This is a genomic window from Gluconacetobacter diazotrophicus PA1 5 (genome assembly GCF_000021325.1).
Taxonomy (GTDB): Bacteria; Pseudomonadota; Alphaproteobacteria; order Acetobacterales; family Acetobacteraceae; genus Gluconacetobacter; species Gluconacetobacter diazotrophicus.
This window is the reverse complement of sequence record NC_011365.1, coordinates 1405266-1424828: the sequence shown is the minus strand read 5'-3', so window position 1 is coordinate 1424828 and position 19563 is coordinate 1405266. Positions and strand designations below refer to the sequence as shown.

The following is a 19563-nucleotide window of genomic DNA, read 5'->3' as shown; positions in this document are numbered from 1 at the left end:
GCACCGCGCCGCAAGTCGCCGAGTCGGATCAGAGGTATTTCAGCGCCACGAATCCCCCCACCAGCACCACCCCGAACGCCGATGCGACCAGGGTCAGCCGGCGCTCGATGAAATTCTGGATCGGCGGCCCGTAGATGCGCAGCAGGGCGGCCAGCAGGAAGAAGCGCGCCCCCCGCGTCACCAGGCTGGCCACCACGAACGGCGTCAGCGGAAAATGGGCGGCCCCGCTGGCGATGGTGACGATCTTGAAGGGAATCGGTGTCAGGCCCTTGAACAGGATGATCCACACGCCCCAGTGGCGGAACTGGTCCTGCATGGCGGCCAGCCTGGCCTCGGCATGATAGAAATGCACGATCGGCATGGCGACGTGCTGCAGCAGGAAGGCGCCGATGAACCACCCCAGGATGCCGCCGCAGACGCTGGCCACGGTGCATAGCGCCGCCAGCGCCCAGGCGCGGTCGCGGTGCGCCAGCACCATGGGAATCAGCAGGATGTCGGGCGGCAGGGGAAAGACGCTGGCCTCGGCGAAGGCCACCACCGCCAGCCAGAGCGGCGCGTGGCGGCTGGCCGCCAGGAACAGGGCACGGGCATAGAATCGGTCGAGCATGTCGGTCCGCCATGTCGGGTGTCGGGTGGGGCGCAAAGGGTCGCGCCCCGCTAACGGCGGGAGGAAGGTCCGCGTTGCACCGATTGCATCCAGCAATGCCATTCGCCGCGCCGCGCCGCAAGGAAGACGTGATCAGCAGACCAGCGTGACGGTCGCCCTCAGTCCGTGTGGGGTGCGGTTGCCCAGGCGGATATCCCCGCCCAGCCCCCAGATGATGTTCCGGGCGATCGCCAGGCCCAGCCCGGTTCCCCCCGTTTCGCGGTTGCGGCTGGTCTCGGCCCGGACGAAGGGTTCGAACATTCTCTCCAGGTCCTCGGGCGGCAGTCCCGGCCCGTCATCCTCGATCAGGATGGTCGTCAGCATCTCGCCCGCGGCGCCGGGGTAGGGCGGTTGCAGCGTGATGCGCACGCCGCCGCCGTAGTTCACCGCATTCTGTACCAGGTTGTTCAGCGCCCGCTTCAGCGCGACCGGACGGGCATGGATCGTCACCGCCGGGGGGTCATCGGCGAATCCGATGGCCTCGGCGATGTCGGGGTGGGTCTCGGCGGCCTCGTCCAGGATGGTCTGCAGCAGCGCGGTCAGGTCCAGCGATCCCATCGGCTCGCGCCGCGACGTGTCCCGGCCGAAGGACAGGGTGGCCGCGACCATGGATTCCAGTTCGTCCAGGTCCATCAGGAACTTGGCGCGCAATTCGTCGTCGTCGATGAATTCCGACCGCAGTTTCAGCCGTGTGATCGGCGTGCGCAGATCGTGCCCGATCGCCGTCAGCAGCAGGGTCCGGTCGGTCAGGAACCGGCGGATGCGGCTGGCCATGACATTGAACGCCCGCCCGGCCCGCGCGATTTCCAGCGGCCCGTCCTCGGGCAGCGGCGGGGCGTTGACGTCGCGCCCCAATGCCTCGGCGGCGGCGGCCAGGGTGCCCACCGGCCGGATCACCCGCCGCACGCCCCAGACGATCAGGATACTGCCGGCCACGGTCATCAGCGCGAAGGCGGTGGGAAAGGTCGGCGAACGGAACGGGTTGGGCGCGGGCACCACATAATGGATCGTCAGCCACCGCGTCTCGTCCGGCAGCAGGAAGGCCACGGCGCGCTGCGGCGAGGGACGCGCCGCGCCGAACAGCATCTGCCGCGGCCGCAGATGCGGCGGCAGGGGCGGCATGTTGTCGTGCGGCCGGCCGAAATTCATCCGCTCCATCCGCATGTCCATGCGGTCCATCGGCGGGGGGCCGTCCACGGCCTGTTCGACCATGTCGGGCTCGGGGCCGGGGGTCAGCGTGGCATGGAAGGTCGGGGGCAGGTGCAGCGATTCCAGTTCCGCCTCGCGGTCCTCGGACGGCGTCTCGACGATCGAGCGGTAGATCATGCCGACCCGGTTCTGGCTTTCCTGCTGGATCATGCGGCGATCGAAATCGATCCGGTCCAGCGCGTGGATGGTCAGGCCGATCGATTCGATGATCCCCAGGCCCACGATCAGCAGCAGGCTGGTGCGGGCGGCCAGCGACCGGGGGCGCAGCCAGCCGGCCATCCGGCGGATCGGCCCGGCCGCCGCGTCGCCATCGGAAGAGGACGAGGACGCGGGGGCGGGGGCGTTCAGAATCGTGTCCGCGGCACCGCGCGCCGGATCAATGCCGTTCGACATCGGACGCCAGGACATAGCCGCCGCCGCGCACCGTCTTGATCAACTGGGCGTTGCGCCCGTTATCTTCCAGCTTGCGGCGCAGCCGGCTGATGGCGACGTCGATCGCGCGGTCGAACGGCCCCGCCTGCCGTCCGCGCAGCAGGTCGAACAGCATGTCGCGGGTCAGCACGCGGTTGGCCCGGTCCAGCAGCGCCATCAGCAGGTCGTATTCCCCGCCCGTCAGCGGGACCTCGGTCCCTTCCGGGTTCAGCAGCCGGCGCCGTGCCTGTTCCAGCGTCCATCCCGAAAAATGCAGGCTGCGCGGCTCGCCCACCACCCGGGTTTCCGGTGCCTCGCTGCTGCGGCGCAGCACGGCGCGGATGCGCGCCAGCAATTCGCGCGGGTTGAACGGCTTGGGCACGTAATCGTCGGCGCCCAGTTCCAGCCCGATGATCCGGTCGGTTTCCTCGCCCATCGCCGTCAGCATGATGATCGGCACGTTGGCCTGCCCGCGCAGCCAGCGCGCCAGCTCCAGCCCGCTTTCGCCCGGCAGCATCAGGTCCAGCACCACGATCTGGTAATGGCCGGCCAGCCAGGCCTTGCGGGTTTCGCGCCCGTCGCGCGCGGTGGTCACGCGGAACTGGTTGCGTTCCAGGAAACGGGCGAGAAGGTCGCGGATTTCACGGTCGTCATCGACAATCAGGATGTGCGGCAAGGGCTCCATTTCATCACTCTATCTCCAAACAAGGCGGCCGGCATCCGGTGTTTCATTCGGTTGCAATCCGCCGGGGCGACCCGGTCGCGTGAAAAAACATCCATCGGGGCGTCGAAGCCTGTGACAGGACGGCGCGGTTCGTGCCACAGGATGGCCATGGAACATCGCCCCCTGTCCCCGGCCGCGCATCCGTCCGGCCGTTCCGTACGCCTGGCGGCCGCGTGCGGCGCCCTGCTGGGCGTCCTGACCCTGCTGCCCGTGCCGACCCGCGCGGCGGATGCGGCCGGCCCAGGGACGGAAAGTCCGGGAACGGAAAGCCCGAGGACGGACGGTGCCGAAAGCCAGGGCGTGGACAGCCCGGCGCAGGACATGCCGACGGGCGACGACGCCGAACTGGCCGCCCCCCCGATCCTGCCTCTCGCTTCCGCGCCCGCCGTGCGGCACGACGCCGCCCCGACCACGCTGGCCAGCCGCCGGCTGGGCAGCCTGATCGATCGTGACGTCGTCGCGCCCGACGGCAGCCATGTCGGCCAGGTGATCGACGTGCTGCTGGACCAGGACGGCCGCCCCGCCGCCGCGGTGGTGGATGTCGGCGGCTTCCTGGGGGTGGGCAACCGGCGGATCGCCATCGCCTGGGACCAGTTCATCATGGGCGGCATGACGGAAAAGAGTCCGGTCAAGCTGCGAATCGGCGCGGCCGACGTCCGCTCGGCCCCCGCCTATGACGCGGCGTCGATGAACGTGACGGTCGTCCATGGGCCGCCTCCGCCCCCGCCGGCGCCGCCGGCCGCGCCCCCCGCCGAAATCGACCCGCCCCCCGTTTCGGTCGAGGTCCAGCCCGCGCCGCCGCCGGCCGTGCTGCCCGATTCCTCCAGCCGTGGCGACGCGCCGGCCAATCCGCGTCCTCCTTCCGCCCGGGCGGGGCAGATGGTGCGATGAAGCCTGCCTGCCACCCCCTGAAGCCTCGAGGTCCGGATTGCCGTTTCCGTCAATCCGGGGGCGGGCCTGCGTGAAGGCTCTGCCCACAAACAGCCAGCGCGGGCTGGACTGGCTGAATTTCTTCGTCGGAAATCTCCAGGCTTCTTTCGGCTCGTTCATCGCGGTGTACCTGACCGGCGCCCATTGGACGCAGGGACAGATCGGCGTGGCGCTCAGCATCGGGTCGGTCACGGCTATGGTCAGCCAGGTCCCGGCCGGGATGCTGGTCGACCGGCTGCGCGACAAGCACCGGGTGGCGGTGCTGTCGATCCTGTGCGTGATCTTCTCGTGCCTGCTGCTGGCGCTCTTTCCGCAGCAGCTTCCCGTCGCGATCGCGGAAATCCTGCACGGCCTGGCCAGTTGCACGCTGACGCCGGCCATCGGCGCGATCACGCTGTCGGTGGTGGCGTCGCGGATCCTGCGCACGGCCGAAAGCGGCAAGGGGCTGCTGGGGGAACGGTTCGGCCGCAATGCCAGCTTCGCCGCCGTGGGCAACGCCATCGGTTCCGGCCTGATGGGGGCGGTGGGGTACTGGGTGTCGCCCCAGGCCACGTTCTTCCTCGGGGCCGCGCTGGCGGTGCCGGGGCTGGTGGCGCTGGCGGCGATCGAACGCTCCGACCCGCCGGCGTCGGTCAACACCGCCGCCCTGGCCGAGGGCGAGCGCGCCCCGCGCACCAAGGGGCGGATATGGGAATTGCTGCGGGACCGGCGCCTGTTCTCGTTCGCGATCTGCGTCGCGTTCTTCCATCTGTCCAATGCCGGAATCCTGGCGCTGGCGGCCGGCCAGGTCACGAAGGACGCGGGCAATATCGCGGAAATCGTGATCGCGGCCTGCATCCTGCTGCCGCAACTGGTCGGCGCGGCGCTGTCGCCGCATATCGGCCGGCTGGCGGAAACGGTCGGGCGCCGGCCGGTCATGCTGGTGACGTTCGCGGCCCTGCCGCTGCGCGCGGCGCTGCTGGCGACGACCACCAATCCCTATCTGATCGTCGCGATCCAGCTCCTGGACGGGGTCAGCTCGTCCTCGTTCGGGGTGATGATGCCGCTGGTCGCCGCCGACCTGACGCGGATCAGCGGCCGGTTCAATCTGTGCATGGGCATCCTGGGCCTGGCCATGGGCGCGGGCGCCAGCTTTTCGACCACCCTGGCCGGAACGGTGGCCGACCGGTCGGCGCCGCTGGCCTTCCTGCTGCTGGCGGCTGCGGGGCTGCTGTGCGTGGTGCTGGTGTGGCTGCTGATGGGCGATACCAGCCGCCCGAACGGGGTCTCGCGGAGCCCGTTCGGGCGTACTCCGCCGGCTACCGATCCAGCCAGGCGGGAACCGGCAGGTTCCGTTCCCGCAGGAAGGCCGGATTGAACAGCTTGGACTGGTAGCGGCCGCCGCCGTCCGACAGGATGGTGACGATGCGGTGGCCCGGACCCATCTGCCGCGCCACCCGGATCGCCGCCGCGATGTTGATCCCCGAGGACCCGCCGACCGACACGCCCTCGTGGATCAGCAGGTCGTAGATCAGCTCCAGCGCCTCGGGGTCGGGAATCCGCACGGCGTCGTCGATGGCGATTCCGTCCAGGTTGGCCGTGACCCGCGACTGGCCGATTCCCTCGGTGATCGAACTGCCGCTGACGCCCAGGTCGCCGGACTTGACCCATCCGTACAGGCCCGATCCCTCGGGGTCGGCCAGGACGATCCGGGGCCGCGCGGCCCCGGCGGCCCGGGCGGAATCCTCCAGCCCCAGCGCCACGCCGGCCAGCGTGCCGCCGGTCCCGCAGGAACAGGTGAAGGCGTCGATCCGCCCGTCGGTCTGCGTCCAGATCTCGGGCCCGGTGGTGGCGCGATGGCCCTCGCGGTTGGCCAGGTTGTCGAACTGGTTGGCCCACACGCCCCCGGTTTCCTCGGCCAGCCGGCGCGAGACATGGACGTAGTTGCCCGGATCGCGAAAGGGCTTGGCCGGCACCAGGCGCAGGTCGGCGCCGATCATGCGCAGGAAATCGATCTTCTCCTGGCTCTGCGTCTCGGGCATGACGATGACCGAGCGATAGCCGCGCGCGTTCGCGACCAGCGTCAGGCCGATGCCGGTATTGCCCGCCGTGCCCTCCACCACCATGCCGCCCGGCTTCAGCACGCCGCGCCGTTCGGCATCGTCGATGATCGCAAGCGCCGCGCGGTCCTTGACCGACCCGCCGGGATTCATGAATTCGGCCTTGGCCAGGATGTCGCATCCCGTCAGTTCCGATGCGCGGCGCAGGCGGATCAGAGGCGTATGGCCGATCGCGGCGGTCATGTCCGGGGATGACGTGGTCCAGCCGACGGCGGACGGATTTGCACTTTCGGCCATAAGGCAGCACCCTCTCTGCAACGTGCGTGGCGGTCAGCCGCCGCCCGTGTCGCGCACAATGTGCATTCTTGCGATAGGACACAAGATGATCGACGACGTAACGCCGGGCGAAAGCTGGACGGCCCTGAACACGCGGCCCCAGGCACAACTGGTCGATGTCCGCACCGACGCGGAATGGATGTTCGTGGGCCTGCCCGACCTGGCGGGCACGGGCAAGCAGGTGCTGCCGATCTCGTGGCAGGCGCTTACCGGCCAGCCGAATCCCCGTTTCGTGGAACAGCTCAAGGCCGCCGGCCTGACGCCCGAGAGCGAGATCCATTTCATCTGCCGGTCGGGCGCGCGCAGCCATTCGGCCGCCATGGCGGCCCGGATGGCGGGCTTCACACACGTCTTCAACGTCGCCGGCGGCTTCGAGGGCCCGCCCGATTCCCACGGCCATCGCGGTACCGTCGCCGGATGGAAAGCCGAAGGTCTCCCCTGGCGCCAAAGTTGATCCGTAAACACGCCCTGGTGGCGATCCGACGCGCGTTTCCTGCGCGCCGGTGCTCACGGCCCGTATGGCCGCTCCGCTCCGGTGCTCGGAAACGCACGCCGGGCGCGGCCCGCTGGGCCGCTCTCGCTCACCAGCCCGCGTTTCCGGACCAACTTTTGGGGTCCATGATGAGAGACTGAACGGTCGGCTATCCGTGGTCGGGGGGTTCGCTGTCGGCGTCGTACAGGACCTGCAGCACGACGCACCAGGGATAGCGCGGGTCGTAGCTGTGGCCGGTGGCGTCCGCCAGCTTGCCGTCGGGCCCGACCGGGACATGGGTCAGCGTGACCGCGTCGTCGACATTCCCGCCGATGATGCTGATCTGGCGGCCGAAGGGCGGTCCGTTCTGGCCGGTCGCGACCACGAAGCCGCAATGGGCCGGAAAACCGTACTGGGTCGGCAGGTCGGCGAAGCGCACCGTCTTGCTGGCCCCCCGCCCGACGCAGATCAGGTCGCCCAGTGCCGGGGCATAGACGGCCGGGTCCTGGGCCCGCACCCCGCTTTCGGTCCCCGCGGCGGCCGCGTTGATATAGGTCGAATGATTGGGGGAATAGGCGAAGCGGTCGTTCGCCCCGGCCACCCGCATGACGTAGGAGATAAAGGCCGCCGACCAGGCGTAAAACCCGTCATGGACGAAATCGGTAATCTGGCCGTCCGCGGCGTGCTTGCCGGTCCAGCCCACCTCGGTTTCGCCCGGGTCCTGGCCGATCCACCAATATTCGCCCACCCGCTGCCACAGGCCGGGGGTCCGCTCGGGCTTGACGCTGGCGGTCTGGGGTTCGGGGCGCTGCTCCGGGTCGTCGTCATCCACCGGCTGGCCGAACAGGCGCCATTCCCGCGTCGCGATCGCCACCACGTCCTGGCGGGTGAAGGGCTCGAAATTGCGCGTGGCGAAATCGGGAACGTGGTCGTCCACCGCCAGCGGTCCCTGGCCGGTGCGGTACTGCGCCGTCGGCGTGCGCGCGGGATGCTTGGATGGATACTGGCCGGAACAGGCCGCCAGCAGTGCAATGGGTGCCAGCGTGACGATCTTGCGCGGCATTGTCTCTCCATTCGGCCCATGCCGGACGACCGGAAGCGGGCGGTCCGGCCCCTTATACCGTAGGACGTGGGGCCCGGCGGGGGAAGAGGCGCATGCCCCGCATCCCGCCCGGGCGGGATAAGCGGGCCTCACGGAACTGGCATGAAAGTAAATCCGTTTTTTATTGTGCGTGGCTGTATTCGGAGGACGATAGGCCTTGGCGGGATATCCGGTACCCGTCACTTGCATACGAGGGAAAACTTGGCCGGGGTGGCGACATCCCGGCCCTTTTTCGCGTAATCTCTCCGTTCCGCCCGGCCTATGGTGGCCGCGGCATATCCTGCCCCCCGCCGATTGGGGGTATGAGCCAAGGCGCTTGCGTCGCCGGCGGCAGGACAGGAAGGACAAAGACCATGTCGATGGAAACCCTTGCCATTGAAGGCATTCCCTTTCCCGTATCGCGAATCGCGCTGGGAACCTGGGCGATCGGCGGCTGGATGTGGGGTGGCCCCGACGACCGGAAGGCCATTGCCACGATTCACGAGGCCCTGGATCTGGGCATCACCCTGATCGACACCGCCCCGGTCTACGGTTTCGGCCATTCCGAGGAGGTCGTGGGCCAGGCCCTGGCCGGCCGCCGCGACAAGGTGGCCATCGCGACCAAGGTCGGGCTGGACTGGAAGGACGGCAAGCCGTTCCGCAACGCCACGCCCGCCCGTATCCGCACGGAAATCGAGGATTCGCTGCGCCGCCTGCGCACCGACCGGATCGATTTGTACCAGGTGCACTGGCCCGATCCCTCGGTGCCGATCGACGAGACGGCGCGGGAACTGGAACGGCTGCATCGCGAAGGCAAGGTGCTGGCGCTGGGCGTCAGCAATTTTTCCGTGGCGCAGATGGAGCAGTTCCGCGCGGTGGCCCCCCTCGCGGCCGTCCAGCCCCCCTATAACGTGTTCGAGCGCGAGATCGAATCCGACATCCTGCCCTGGTCGGTCCGTCACGGGCTGGCCGTCCTGGCCTATGGTCCGCTCTGCCGGGGCCTGCTCTCGGGCCGGATGACGGCGGACACCGTCTTCGGCGTCGACGACCTGCGCAGCGCCGATCCCAAATTCCACGCTCCGCGCTTCGCCCAGTATCTGGCCGCCGTGACCGCGCTGCAGGATTTCGCGCGCCAGCGCTTCAATCGTTCGGTCCTGGCGCTGGCGATCCGCTGGGTGCTGGACCAGGGGCCGACTATCGCGCTGTGGGGCGCGCGCAAGCCCGAGCAGATTGCCGGTATCGACCAGGCCATCGGCTGGACGCTGTCGGCGGACGACAAGGCGGAAATCGACCGGATCCTCGCCCGGCACATCACCGATCCGGTCGGCCCGGAATTCATGGCGCCTCCGGGCGGCTGAAGGCGAAAGACCCGATCGTCCCGGGCCGGGGCGGCCCGGGGCGCGTCACGCCGGCATGAAGCAGACCGACAGCGTGCGCACGCCCTGGGCCCCCCGGATGAGCACGCCCTGGATGTCCGCGGTGGCCGACGGGCCGGACATCAGGACGCCATAGCGCGCGGTATGGAATTCCGGCCGGCGATAGGCCGTGTGCATGTTGGCCGTGATCTGCGCCGGGTCCAGCAGGACCACCAGGTTCTGCGCCAGATGGGCCAGGGCGTTCAGCCGCAATTGCGCCTCGCCCAGGAAGATCGAGCCGGTTTCGGCAATGCCGAAGGCCGCGCGGACGATGGCGACATCCACCGGTTCGGCGGCCTGCGGCGTCGGCAGGTCCTCGATCCGCACCGTGCCGCTGATGCCGTCCACCACCGAACAGATCATCGTCGCATGGGGAAAGCGGCGGGCGACCGCGTCCTCGACCCGCTCGGCGGGGGCGCGGTCCAGCACGGCGCCGCCCATCTGGCACAGGCTGGTGCAGAAGCGGGCGATCCCGGCATCCTCGTCGCCCAGCAGGGCGGGCGGGGGCAGGGGATGCGCCGCCGGGTCGGGCCGGTTGCGGCGCAGCGCCGCCAGGATGGTGTCGCGCGCGCTCATGTCGCCTCTTTCGCGTCGGTCCCCGCATCGGGCTTGCGGGGCCGGTTCCGGCGATACCAGCTATGGAATGTCTGCGGGGCGGGATGCGGCAGTTCGCGATGCCGGCCCCAGGGATTCAGCCAATTGTACAATGCCGCGCGGGGCAGCGTGTTCAGCGCGGCCCCGCCCCCCGCCATCGCGGCGCGGTAGAGCTTCGGCTGGCCCATCAGGCGCCCGGCCATGTGCATGAGCTCGCGTTTGACGAAAGGCATCTGGTGGTGCTCGACCAGCACCTGCCGCCATTTGTATAACTGGTCGTGAATGTCGATCCGGACCGGACAGACGTTGGTGCAACTGCCGTTCATGGTCGAGGCGAAGGGCAGGGTGCTGTATTTGCGCTCGTTGAAGGTCGGATCGATGATGGCGCCGATGGGGCCGGAATAGACCGCGCCATAGGACAGCCCCCCCGACCGGCGATAGACCGGGCAGGTGTTCATGCACGCGCCGCAGCGGATGCATTTCAGCGAGGTCCAGAAATCCGCCATGCCCAGCCGGGCCGACCGGCCGTTATCGACCAGGATCACGTGCATCTCGCCCCCGTCCTGCGGGCCGCGGAAATGGGTGGTGTATTGCGTGATGGGCGAACCCAGGGCGCTGCGCGACAGCAGGCGGACGAACACGCCCAGGTCGGCCATGCGGGGCACCAGGCGCTCGATCCCGATGGTGGCGATATGCACGCCCGGCACGGTGGCGCACAAATCGGCATTGCCCTCGTTGGTGCAGACGACGAAGCTGCCGGTTTCCGCCACCACGAAATTGGCCCCGGTCATGCCCGCGTCGGCGTGCAGGATGACCGGGCGCGCCGCGATGCGCTGGGCCTCGGCCAACTGGTGGGGGTCGTCGGCGGCGGGGTCGGTGCCGTAATGGCGGGCGAAAATCCGCGCCACGTCGCCCGTCAGCTTGTGCACCGACGGCACGACGATGTGACTGGGCATCTGGTCGTCCAGTTGCTGGATCCGTTCGCCCAGGTCCGTCTCGGTGACCGTGACGCCCCGCGCCGCCAGGTACGGGCGCAGGTCGCATTCCTCGGTCACCATCGACTTGCTCTTGATCAGCGTCTTCGCGCCGCGTGCCTCCAGGATTTCGGCCACGATGCGATTATGCTCGGCCCCGTCGGCGGCCCAGTGGACGCGGATGCCGTTGCGCGTGGCATTATCCTCGAACTGCTGCAGGTAATCCGCCAGGTTCGCCAGCGTGTGTTCCTTGATTTGCGACGCCAGGGTGCGCAGCTCCTGCCATTCCGGCAGCAGGTGCATCTGCGCGTCGCGCTTCTGCCGCATGTCCCACAGCCGCGCGTCGTGAAACGCCAGATGCGCCTCGTCGGCCAGGAAGGACGCGGCCGCCCCGGCATGGTCGACGCGCTTCTCCTTCATGCGCCCTGTCCCTTTCATGACCGGGCTCCATTGAGGATTTCGGCAATGTGAATGAAGCGCATGTCCACCCCGGCCCGCTCGGCGCATCCCTGCTGGTGCATCATGCAGGATGAATCGGCCGAAACGATATACTCCGCCCCGGCGTCGTGATGGTCGCGCACCTTGTCCAGCCCCATGCGGGCGGATACCGCTTCCTCGGCGACCGAAAAGGTGCCGCCGAATCCGCAGCATTCGTCGGGCCGGCGGGGTGTGGCGAAGCGGATGCCCCGCACGCCGGACAGCAGCGTCAGCGGCTTGGAAAACGGCGGCTCGCCCAGTTCCGACATACTGGCGGTCCGCAGCGCGCGCAGCGAACTGCACCCGTTATGCAGCCCGACGGTATGGGGAAATTCGGCCCAGGGAAAATCCCGCACCTGCAGCACGTCGTGCAGGAATTCCACCAGTTCGTAGGTATGGGCACGGACATGGCGCACGGCGTCGGTCTGGGCAATGGCGTCGAAATGCGCGCGAACGTGATGCGTGCAACTGCCCGACGGCATGACGATGGCGTCAAACGGCGCGAACAGGCGCACGAACAGGGCCTCGGCCGCCGCGGCATCGGACGTGCAGCCGGCATTGGTCATCGGCTGCCCGCAACAGGTCTGCTCCAGCGGATAGGACACGTCCTGGCCCAGCCGCTCCAGCAGTTCCAGCGTCGCGATCCCGACCGAGGGATAGAAGGCGTCGATATAACAGGGAACGAACAGGCCGATTTTCATCCGTGTGGTTCCCTCGGACGCGCGCCTGCCTGGGCGCATCGGCCAGGCCGGGCTTGCGCCGCCGCGACCGCTGGACCGTGTCCGGTCTTCTGTTTCACCGACGGGCACGTTATTACATAAGCCAGCGGCGACTCAAGCCATGGGACAATGGCGGTGCCTCCCTGCCGGGGGTGGGGTGTCGCGGGGGGAACAGACCAATGCGCATGCCCGATCCCGATCCGGCGATCATCGCCCGTCGCGCGGAACTGGCCGGGCAACTGCGCCGGATCGTGGGCCCCGAATGGGTGCTGGATGACGAGGCCGAGCGCCGCCCCTATCGCTGCGACGGGATCACCGCGTACCAGGCGACGCCGCTGCTGGTCGTGCTGCCGGGCAGCACGCGGGAAATCCAGGACGTGCTGCGGTTCTGCCTGGCCGAGGGCGTGAAGATCGTGCCGCGCGGATCGGGTACCTCGCTGTCCGGGGGCGCGCTGCCGCTGGAAGACGGCATCCTGCTGGTGACGTCGCGCCTGTGCGCGGTCCTGTCGGTCGATGCCGTAAACCGCGTGGCCCGCGTGCAGCCGGGGGTGGCGAACGTCCGGATTTCCGATTCCGTGCGCCATCTCGGCCTGTGCTACATGCCCGACCCGTCCAGCCAGATGATTTCGACCATCGGCGGCAATGTCGCGGAAAATTCCGGCGGCGTGCACTGCCTGAAATATGGCGTGACCGCCAACCACATCGTGGGACTGGAAGCCGTGCTGGTCTCGGGCGAGATCGTACGCCTGGGGGGCGCCTTCCAGGGCGCCGCGGATGGCGAACTGGACCTGATCGGCCTGCTGACGGGGTCCGAGGGCCTGCTGGCGGTCATCACCGAAATTTCGGTGCGGCTGGTGCCGGTGCCCGAGACCGCGCGCGTGGTGTCGATGGAATTCGCCCATGTCGAGGATGCCTGCCGCTGCGTGGGCGCCATCATCGGCGCCGGCATCATTCCCGCCGGGCTGGAATTCATGGACCGCAAGGTGGTGAACGCGGTGTCCGCCCTGCTGCGCGAAACCTGTGATCCCCGCACCGACGCCCTGCTGCTGTGCGAACTCGACGGAACGGCGGCCGAGGTCGATGCCCTGATCGAGACCGTGGCCGACCTGGCGCGACGCGGTGGCGCCATCGCCGTGCGCGTCAGCAGCACCGACGAGGAACGGGAACGGATCTGGCGCAGCCGCAAACTGGCATTTTCCGCAATCGGCAAGCTGTGCAAGGATTATTACTGTACCGACGGCACCATCCCCCGCAACCGGTTGCCGGACATCCTGGCGCGTATGGCGATCCTGTCGCGCACCTACGGGCTCGACTACGCCAACTGCTTCCATGCCGGTGACGGCAACCTGCACCCGATCATCATGTACGACGCCGCCCGCCCCGGCGACCTGGAGAAGGCCGAGGCCTTCGGCGCCGACGTGCTGCGCGCCTGCGTGGACATGGGCGGGGTGCTGAGCGGCGAGCACGGGGTGGGCGTCGAAAAGCGCGACCTGATGACCCATCAGTTCGCCCCCGCCGACCTGCGGCAGCAGCAGGTTCTGAAATGCGCCTTCGATCCCGGCGAACTTCTCAATCCCGGCAAGGTGTTTCCCACCCCCTGCCGCTGCGCCGAATTCGGGCGGATGCATGTACGGGGGGGCGCGCTGCGCTTCCCCCATATACCGAGGTTTTGATGAGCATCCTGGCCGACCCCATCGTCTACCGCCCCACCCGGGCCCCCGACGTTGCCGAAATGGTGCGGGCCGCCTGCTCCAAGGGGCAGGCGCTGGCGATCGCGGGCAACGGCACGCGGCACGGTCTGGGCAACCCTGTTGCCGCTGCCGTGCGGCTGGAAGTGGGCGGACTGCGTACGGTGCATTTCTATGAACCCGACGATCTGGTCATCCGCGTCGATGCCGGACTGCCCCTGGCCGAACTCACGGCGATCCTGGCCGAACACCGCCAGTACCTGCCCTTCGAGCCGCCAGTCCATGCCGTGCTGTACGGCACCGATCCGGCACGGGCGACGATCGGCGGCGCGATCGGCACCGGCCTGTCGGGTCCCCGCCGGTTCCAGGCCGGGGCCGCGCGCGATTTCGTCCTGGGGGTCGAAGGGGTGAACGGCCAGGGTGACTCCTTCTCCGCAGGCGGCCGGACGATGAAGAACGTCACCGGATATGATCTGCCGAAACTGGTGACCGGCGCGTTCGGAACCCTGGCGGTGCTGACCAGCGTGACCCTGAAGGTGCTGCCCGCCCCGCCCGAGGAACGGACGCTGCTTCTGCCCTCGGCGGGACTGGCCGGCGATATCGCGCGCATGGCCACGGTCCTGGCGCAGCCGCTGGCCGTGACCGGCGCGGCCGTCGTGCCGGACGGCGACGGCAGGGTCATCGCCCTGCGGGTCGAAGGCAGCCGGCCCGCCGTGACCGACCACATGGGCCGCCTGGCCGATCCGGTATCCGGCCTGCCCCCCGGACGGATGCTGGAGGGACCGGCCAGCACCGCCTTCTGGACCGGGGTGCGGGAACTGGTACCCCTGGCGGCAGGGCCCGACGACTGGCTGTGGCGCATCCATCTGCCCGCGACGGCGGCGGCCGGCCTGGCCGACCGGCTGCGGGGCGAGGGACTGGTCGCCAGCCTGATGCTGGATTGGGGCGGCGCGCTGTTGTTCTGCGCGATGAAGCCCGGCCGGGAAGACAGCGTGACCCGGCTGCGCGCCCTGGCGGCGGCAGTGGCCGGACGGGCGATCCTGATCCGCGCGCCGGACGCCGTTCGCGCTGCCCATGGCGCGTTCCCCGCGCCCGATCCGGCGGTGCGCGCGCTGTCCGAACGGACGCGCCGCGTCTTCGATCCGGCCGGAATCCTCAATCCCGGCCGCATGACCCCGCCGGCGCAGGAGGACGCGGCATGCTGAATACCATCTCCCCGGCCGCACGCCGGGATTCCGATATCGCGCTGGCCGCCGACATCATCGATGCCTGCGTCCATTGCGGCATCTGCCTGTCGCATTGTCCGACCTATCAGGTGCGGCACGAGGAAAATGACAGCCCGCGCGGGCGGATTTTCCTGATGAAGGACATGTATGAAAAAGGCGGCGCCCCGGACGCGCGCACCGTCCTGCATCTGGACCGCTGCCTGACCTGCCTGGCATGCGAGGCGATCTGCCCGTCCGGCGTCGAATATTCCAAACTGATCGGCCCCGGCCGCGCCTATGTCGCGTCCCATTTCCGCCGTCCGCCAGTCCAGGCGGCGATCCGCCGCATGCTGGTCCTGCTGCTGGCGCGGCCCCGCCTGTTCCGCACGGCGCTGGAGGCCGGGCGGCTGGGGCGCCCGCTGCGTGCCCTGCTGTCAGGCCCAGTGCGCGCGATGCTCGACAAGGTGCCGGCCGCGCCGCTGCCGCCGCCCAGCCCCGTCGACCGGCCGCAGGTCTTCCCGGCCCAGGGACCGCGCCGCATGAGGGTCGCGTTGCTGAACGGCTGCGTGCAGACCGTCCTGGACACCGCGATCAACGAGGCGACGATCCGCCTGCTCCGCCGCCATGGGGTCGAGGTGGTGGTGGCGCGCGGCGCGGGGTGCTGCGGCGCGCTGGCCGAGCATATGGGCGACGAGGCCCCGGCCCTGAAGCGGGCGCGGGCGAACATCGCCGCCTGGCTGCGCGAGGCCGACGGGCCGCACGGCCTGGACGCGGTCGTCATCAACGCCTCGGGCTGCGGCAATTCGGTCAAGGCCTACGGCCATGCCCTGCGGAACGATCCGGCCTGGGCGCCGCGCGCGGCGCGTATCAGCGCCATGACGCTGGATATCAGCGAAATCATGGACCGGATCGGCCTGATGAAGCCGGTCGTCGCGCCCGGGCTGCGGGTGGTCTATCACGCCGCCTGTTCGCTGCAGCACGCGCAGCGCGTCACGCGGCAGCCGAAATCCCTGCTGCAGGCCGCCGGCTTCACGGTGCTGGACGTGCCCGAAGGGTATCTGTGCTGCGGGTCGGCCGGGACCTACAACATGTTGCAGCCGGGCATCGCCGAGGAGTTGAAGCGGCGCAAGGTCGCGGCCATCCGTTCGGTCGACGGGCAGGTCGCGGCCAGCGGCAATATCGGCTGCATCACGCACCTGGCCGCCGATGCCGGCCTGCCCTTCGTCCACACGGTGCAGCTCCTGGACTGGGCCACGGGCGGGCCCCGCCCGGATGGACTTCCGGAGACCGCTTCAAACAGCCTCTGAGCGGAACCGACCGATCATTCCGACGACGGCTGATCGCCGATCTTCGTATTGTTGATGCGGTCCCAGGCCCCCCGGCTGGCCATGCAGGCGGCGTAGGTATATTTCAGGCGTTGAAACTGGTTGCCGCCGCCCCCGCCAGTGCCGCTGCTCTGCATGGTGCTGCCGTTGATCGAGGCATCCACCGATGCCTGGGTCTGGCAGTAGGAATCGGCGCTTTTATATTCCGGCGAATCCCGGTCGATCACCGCCTGATAGCCCGAAACCGAGCCATAGATCGTGTGTTCCTGGTGGCCGTGATGCCGGGCCTGCGCCGGACCGGCACCCATCAGGGCCAGGCCGGCCGCCAGCAGGACGGGCAGCGCCAGGTGGCGCGGACGCGGCGCCTCGATACGGACGACCATGATCGTGTTCCCCACAGCCTCGAAACTGCGGTCTTGTACTCCGAAGTGCCCGCCGGGTGAAGGCCTGCGCCTTGTGGGACGGGGCGCGGTTCAGGCATGATGGCGGCATTGTCCGTCCGGTGGGTGGCCACGGGATGGGCGTTTGCGTGATGGCTGCTCTGCATGGTGCCGGCCCGCATTGACCGTCCGGCGGGCACTCCCCATTATTTTCAGAGAAACAGGCGCTTCCATGGGGCGCCGAAGCCCGATTTCGCACCCAGGCAGGGAGAAGACGCACCGTCGTGAGCACCGATCCATACGAAATCCTGGGCGTGTCGCGCACGGCCAGCCAGGACGATATTCGCAAGGCCTATCGCAAGCTGGCCAAGGCCTGGCACCCCGACCTGAATCCGGGCGACAAGGCGGCGGAGGAAAAGTTCAAGGCGATCGGCACGGCGCATGCGCTGCTGTCCGACGCGGAACAGCGCGCGCGCTTCGACCGGGGCGAGATCGATGCCGCCGGCCAGGAACGCGGCTGGGCGCCCGGCGGGGGCGGTTATCGCGACCATGCCGAGGGCGCGCAGGGGTTTCGCTATTCCGCCGGCGGCGGCGGTTTTTCGGAAGACGATCTGGGCGACATCTTCGGGTCGATGTTCGGCCAGCAGCGCGGCTACCGCCGCCGCCCCCAGGGGCCGGCGCGGGGCGAGGACCGCAATTTCTCCCTGACCGTCAGCTTCGCCGATGCGGTCAATGGCGGCACGTCGCGCATTACCCTGCCGGGCGGCGGCACGCTGGACGTCAAGATCCCTCCGGGCATCGAGGACGGTCAGGTCCTGCGCCTGCGGGGCAAAGGGGGCGAGGGCCATCAGGGCGGCCCGGCGGGCGATGCGCTGATCACGATCAGCATCGCGCCCAGCCCGGATTACACGCGTGACGGCAACGATATCCGCATGACGCTGCCGGTGGGGCTGAAGGTCGCGGTGCTGGGCGGCTCGGTCACGGTCCCGACCCCGGGCGGCCCGGTCTCGATGAACATTCCCGCCCATTCCGACACCGGCCGCCTGATGCGCCTGCGCGGGCGCGGGGTAAAGGCCCATGGGAAGCGCGAGGCGGGCAATCTGTACGTCACGCTGAAGGTCGTGATCGGCCCGACCGACGCGGCGCTGGAAGACTTCCTGAAATCCTGGACCCCGCCGGAGGCGCCTGCCGGGGGAAGCACGACATGATCACGATCGAAACTCTGTGCCTGCGCGTCGGTAACGTGACGGTCGCGGACGTCGAACACTGGATCGACGTCGCCTGGCTGCGGCCGGAGGGCGAGCCCGGGCACTACGTCTTCCACGACATCGACGTCGCCCGCGCCCGCCTGATCGTGGAACTGACCACCGATCTGGGCATCGGTAACGACGGCATGCCCCTGGTCCTGTCCCTGCTGGACCAGCTTTACGACGCCCGCCGCCAGATGATGCGCCTGCGCGCCGCCCTCGAACGCCCCCAGGCCGACGACGTACGCGCCCGCGTGCGCGCCCTGCTGGGCGACCTGCCCAAGTGACATCCGGGTAGGATGGTGAACCTGGCGCCTGCCCCGACCATCGTCTGGTTTCGCGAGGATTTCCGCATCGCGGACAACATGGCGTTGCTCGAGGCGGAAAAACGGGGCCAGCCGACTCTCTGTATCGTCATTCTCGATGATGCCCATCTGCCCGGTGCCGCGGCGCGGTGGTGGCTGCACGGCGCGATCCGCTCGCTGGACGAAACCCTGCGCGGGATGGGGGGCGCCCTTCATGTCTTTCGCGGCGCGGCCCGGGCGGTTCTGGCGGAAATCGTCCGGAAGACGGGCGCGGGCGCCGTATTCTGGAATCGCCGCTACGATCCGGCGGGACGCGAGGCCGATACCGCCATCAAGGCGGATCTCAGGGCGCGGGGCCTCACGGTCCGCAGTTTCCCCGGTGCCCTTCTACATGAACCATGGAGCGTCTGTACGCGCTCGGGTGCCCCATACAAGATCTTTACCGCCTTCTGGCGCGCCGCCTGTGCGCTTCCGGCGCCCTTTCCGCCCCATCCCGCGCCGGAAAGACTCGTCTTCGCCCCTCCCCCCCCGATGCCGGACAGCCTGATCACGCGGCACGAGCAGGATGGATTGCTGCCGCGCCACCCGGACTGGGCGGGCGGACTGCGCGACATGTGGTCGCCGGGTGAGGAGGAAGCGGGCGACCAGCTTTCCGATTTTCTCCGGCATGACGGGGCCGGCTACGCTACCGCCCGCGATTTCCCCGGGGATGAGGCGACCTCCCGGCTGTCTCCCTTTCTGCGATTTGGCCATGTCAGCCCGGCACAGGTGTGGCACGCGGCCACGCGGAAGGCCTGTCCGGACAAGTTCCTGATGGAACTCGGCTGGCGGGATTTCGCGTGGTCGCTCCTGTTCTTCAACCCGGATCTCGCGACCCGGAATCTGCGGCCGGAGTTCGACGCCATGCCCTGGCGTCACGATCCCGGGGGCCTTGCGGCGTGGCAGCGGGGCCAGACGGGATATCCCCTGGTCGATGCCGGAATGCGGGAACTCTGGCACACCGGGTGGATGCATAACCGCGTCCGCATGGTAGCGGCGTCATTTTTGGTCAAGCACCTGCTGATCGACTGGCGGGAAGGCGAGCGCTGGTTTGCCGACACGCTGGTCGACCATGATCCGGCCAGCAACCCGATGAACTGGCAGTGGAACGCCGGCACAGGCGTGGATGCCGCGCCCTATTTCCGCGTCATGAACCCCATTCTGCAGTCCCGGAAATTCGATCCCCACGGCGTCTATATCCGCCGCTGGGTGCCCGAGCTTGCGCATCTGTCCGACGACGCCATCCACGCCCCATGGGAATCAGGCGCAACCCATCCCTATCCCGCGCCCATCGTGGATCATCGCGCAGCGCGAGAACGGGCCCTGGCGGCCTGGAAGATGATCTGA

The 19563-nt window shown here is 68.9% G+C and carries 19 protein-coding genes; 10 read left to right on the top strand and 9 right to left on the bottom strand.

All coding sequences use genetic code 11. From position 1 onward, the window contains the following. Positions 1-28: 28 nt before the first annotated feature. The 3 genes from GDIA_RS06370 to GDIA_RS06360 all read right to left on the bottom strand — a co-directional run bounded on the left by GDIA_RS06370 (position 29) and on the right by GDIA_RS06360 (position 2951). Positions 29-607, bottom strand: coding sequence for a YqaA family protein (locus tag GDIA_RS06370; RefSeq protein WP_012223361.1), 579 nt, complete (start codon positions 605-607; stop codon positions 29-31). Positions 608-739: 132 nt separating this feature from the next. Next, complete coding sequence (locus GDIA_RS06365; RefSeq protein ID WP_012223362.1) at positions 740-2134, bottom strand: ATP-binding protein; 1395 nt, start codon at positions 2132-2134, stop codon at positions 740-742. A 97-nt stretch (positions 2135-2231) separates the two neighbouring features. Then, on the bottom strand, positions 2232-2951 hold the full coding sequence (locus tag GDIA_RS06360; RefSeq protein WP_012223363.1) for a response regulator: 720 nt from the start codon (positions 2949-2951) through the stop codon (positions 2232-2234). A gap of 147 nt (positions 2952-3098) precedes the next feature. Here GDIA_RS06360 and GDIA_RS06355 point away from each other — a divergent pair, with 147 nt between their 5' ends. Together GDIA_RS06355 and GDIA_RS06350 are read left to right on the top strand one after the other, a co-directional pair. Further along, the gene (locus GDIA_RS06355; protein ID WP_012553686.1) at positions 3099-3881 is read left to right on the top strand and encodes a PRC-barrel domain-containing protein; all 783 of its coding nucleotides are present in this window, start codon (positions 3099-3101) and stop codon (positions 3879-3881) included. Between the two features lie 70 nt (positions 3882-3951). Beyond that, positions 3952-5277 carry an MFS transporter gene (locus GDIA_RS06350; RefSeq protein WP_144880403.1) on the top strand — a complete coding sequence of 442 codons (1326 nt, stop codon included), beginning with the start codon at positions 3952-3954 and terminating at the stop codon, positions 5275-5277. Here GDIA_RS06350 and GDIA_RS06345 read toward each other — a convergent pair. Next, positions 5219-6256, bottom strand: a complete 1038-nt coding sequence (locus tag GDIA_RS06345; RefSeq protein ID WP_012223369.1) for a cysteine synthase A — start codon at positions 6254-6256, stop codon at positions 5219-5221. The genes GDIA_RS06350 and GDIA_RS06345 overlap by 59 nt on opposite strands. Positions 6257-6341: 85 nt before the next feature. Between GDIA_RS06345 and GDIA_RS06340 the strand changes: the two genes are divergently transcribed. Then, positions 6342-6749: a rhodanese-like domain-containing protein gene (locus tag GDIA_RS06340; RefSeq protein WP_012553684.1), complete on the top strand. Its 408-nt coding sequence runs from the start codon at positions 6342-6344 to the stop codon at positions 6747-6749. 187 nt (positions 6750-6936) lie between these two features. On the opposite strand, the gene GDIA_RS06335 is transcribed toward GDIA_RS06340, so the two are convergent. Continuing rightward, a complete protein-coding gene (locus GDIA_RS06335) occupies positions 6937-7830 on the bottom strand; it encodes a DUF2272 domain-containing protein (protein WP_012553683.1) in 894 nt (297 codons plus the stop codon). A gap of 392 nt (positions 7831-8222) precedes the next feature. On the opposite strand from GDIA_RS06335, the gene GDIA_RS06330 reads away from it, so the two are divergent. Then, complete coding sequence (locus tag GDIA_RS06330; RefSeq protein WP_012553682.1) at positions 8223-9206, top strand: aldo/keto reductase; 984 nt, start codon at positions 8223-8225, stop codon at positions 9204-9206. A 45-nt stretch (positions 9207-9251) separates the two neighbouring features. Here the strand turns inward: GDIA_RS06330 and GDIA_RS06325 are convergent, their stop codons facing one another. The 3 genes from GDIA_RS06325 to GDIA_RS06315 are packed head-to-tail and all read right to left on the bottom strand — an operon-like array spanning position 9252 to position 12009. Beyond that, positions 9252-9839 carry a LutC/YkgG family protein gene (locus GDIA_RS06325; protein WP_012223394.1) on the bottom strand — a complete coding sequence of 196 codons (588 nt, stop codon included), beginning with the start codon at positions 9837-9839 and terminating at the stop codon, positions 9252-9254. Then, the gene (locus tag GDIA_RS06320; RefSeq protein WP_043458759.1) at positions 9836-11251 is read right to left on the bottom strand and encodes a lactate utilization protein B; all 1416 of its coding nucleotides are present in this window, start codon (positions 11249-11251) and stop codon (positions 9836-9838) included. The genes GDIA_RS06325 and GDIA_RS06320 overlap by 4 nt, the downstream gene beginning before the upstream one ends. A 14-nt stretch (positions 11252-11265) precedes the next feature. Then, positions 11266-12009, bottom strand: coding sequence for a (Fe-S)-binding protein (locus GDIA_RS06315; RefSeq protein WP_012223404.1), 744 nt, complete (start codon positions 12007-12009; stop codon positions 11266-11268). 197 nt (positions 12010-12206) lie between these two features. On the opposite strand from GDIA_RS06315, the gene GDIA_RS06310 reads away from it, so the two are divergent. From GDIA_RS06310 to glcF, 3 genes are read left to right on the top strand one after another with little or no spacing between them, the layout of a single operon-like run. Then, positions 12207-13700 (top strand): FAD-linked oxidase C-terminal domain-containing protein, encoded by a 1494-nt coding sequence (locus GDIA_RS06310; RefSeq protein WP_012553680.1) that lies wholly within the window; start codon positions 12207-12209, stop codon positions 13698-13700. Then, entirely contained in the window at positions 13700-14920 is a 1221-nt protein-coding gene (locus tag GDIA_RS06305) for an FAD-binding protein (protein ID WP_012223406.1), read from the top strand. The genes GDIA_RS06310 and GDIA_RS06305 overlap by 1 nt, the downstream gene beginning before the upstream one ends. Then, entirely contained in the window at positions 14914-16227 is a 1314-nt protein-coding gene (gene glcF, locus GDIA_RS06300; RefSeq protein WP_012223407.1) for a glycolate oxidase subunit GlcF, read from the top strand. Before GDIA_RS06305 ends, glcF begins: the two co-directional genes overlap by 7 nt. 14 nt (positions 16228-16241) lie before the next feature. Here glcF and GDIA_RS06295 read toward each other — a convergent pair whose 3' ends face one another. Next, positions 16242-16628 carry a hypothetical protein gene (locus GDIA_RS06295; protein WP_012553679.1) on the bottom strand — a complete coding sequence of 129 codons (387 nt, stop codon included), beginning with the start codon at positions 16626-16628 and terminating at the stop codon, positions 16242-16244. A gap of 281 nt (positions 16629-16909) precedes the next feature. Between GDIA_RS06295 and GDIA_RS06290 the strand changes: the two genes are divergently transcribed. The 3 genes from GDIA_RS06290 to GDIA_RS06280 are packed head-to-tail and all read left to right on the top strand — an operon-like array spanning position 16910 to position 19563. Next, positions 16910-17833 (top strand): DnaJ C-terminal domain-containing protein, encoded by a 924-nt coding sequence (locus GDIA_RS06290; RefSeq protein ID WP_012223410.1) that lies wholly within the window; start codon positions 16910-16912, stop codon positions 17831-17833. Further along, entirely contained in the window at positions 17830-18159 is a 330-nt protein-coding gene (locus GDIA_RS06285; protein ID WP_012223412.1) for a chaperone modulator CbpM, read from the top strand. Before GDIA_RS06290 ends, GDIA_RS06285 begins: the two co-directional genes overlap by 4 nt. Before the next feature lie 12 nt (positions 18160-18171). After that, positions 18172-19563: a cryptochrome/photolyase family protein gene (locus tag GDIA_RS06280; protein WP_012553678.1), complete on the top strand. Its 1392-nt coding sequence runs from the start codon at positions 18172-18174 to the stop codon at positions 19561-19563.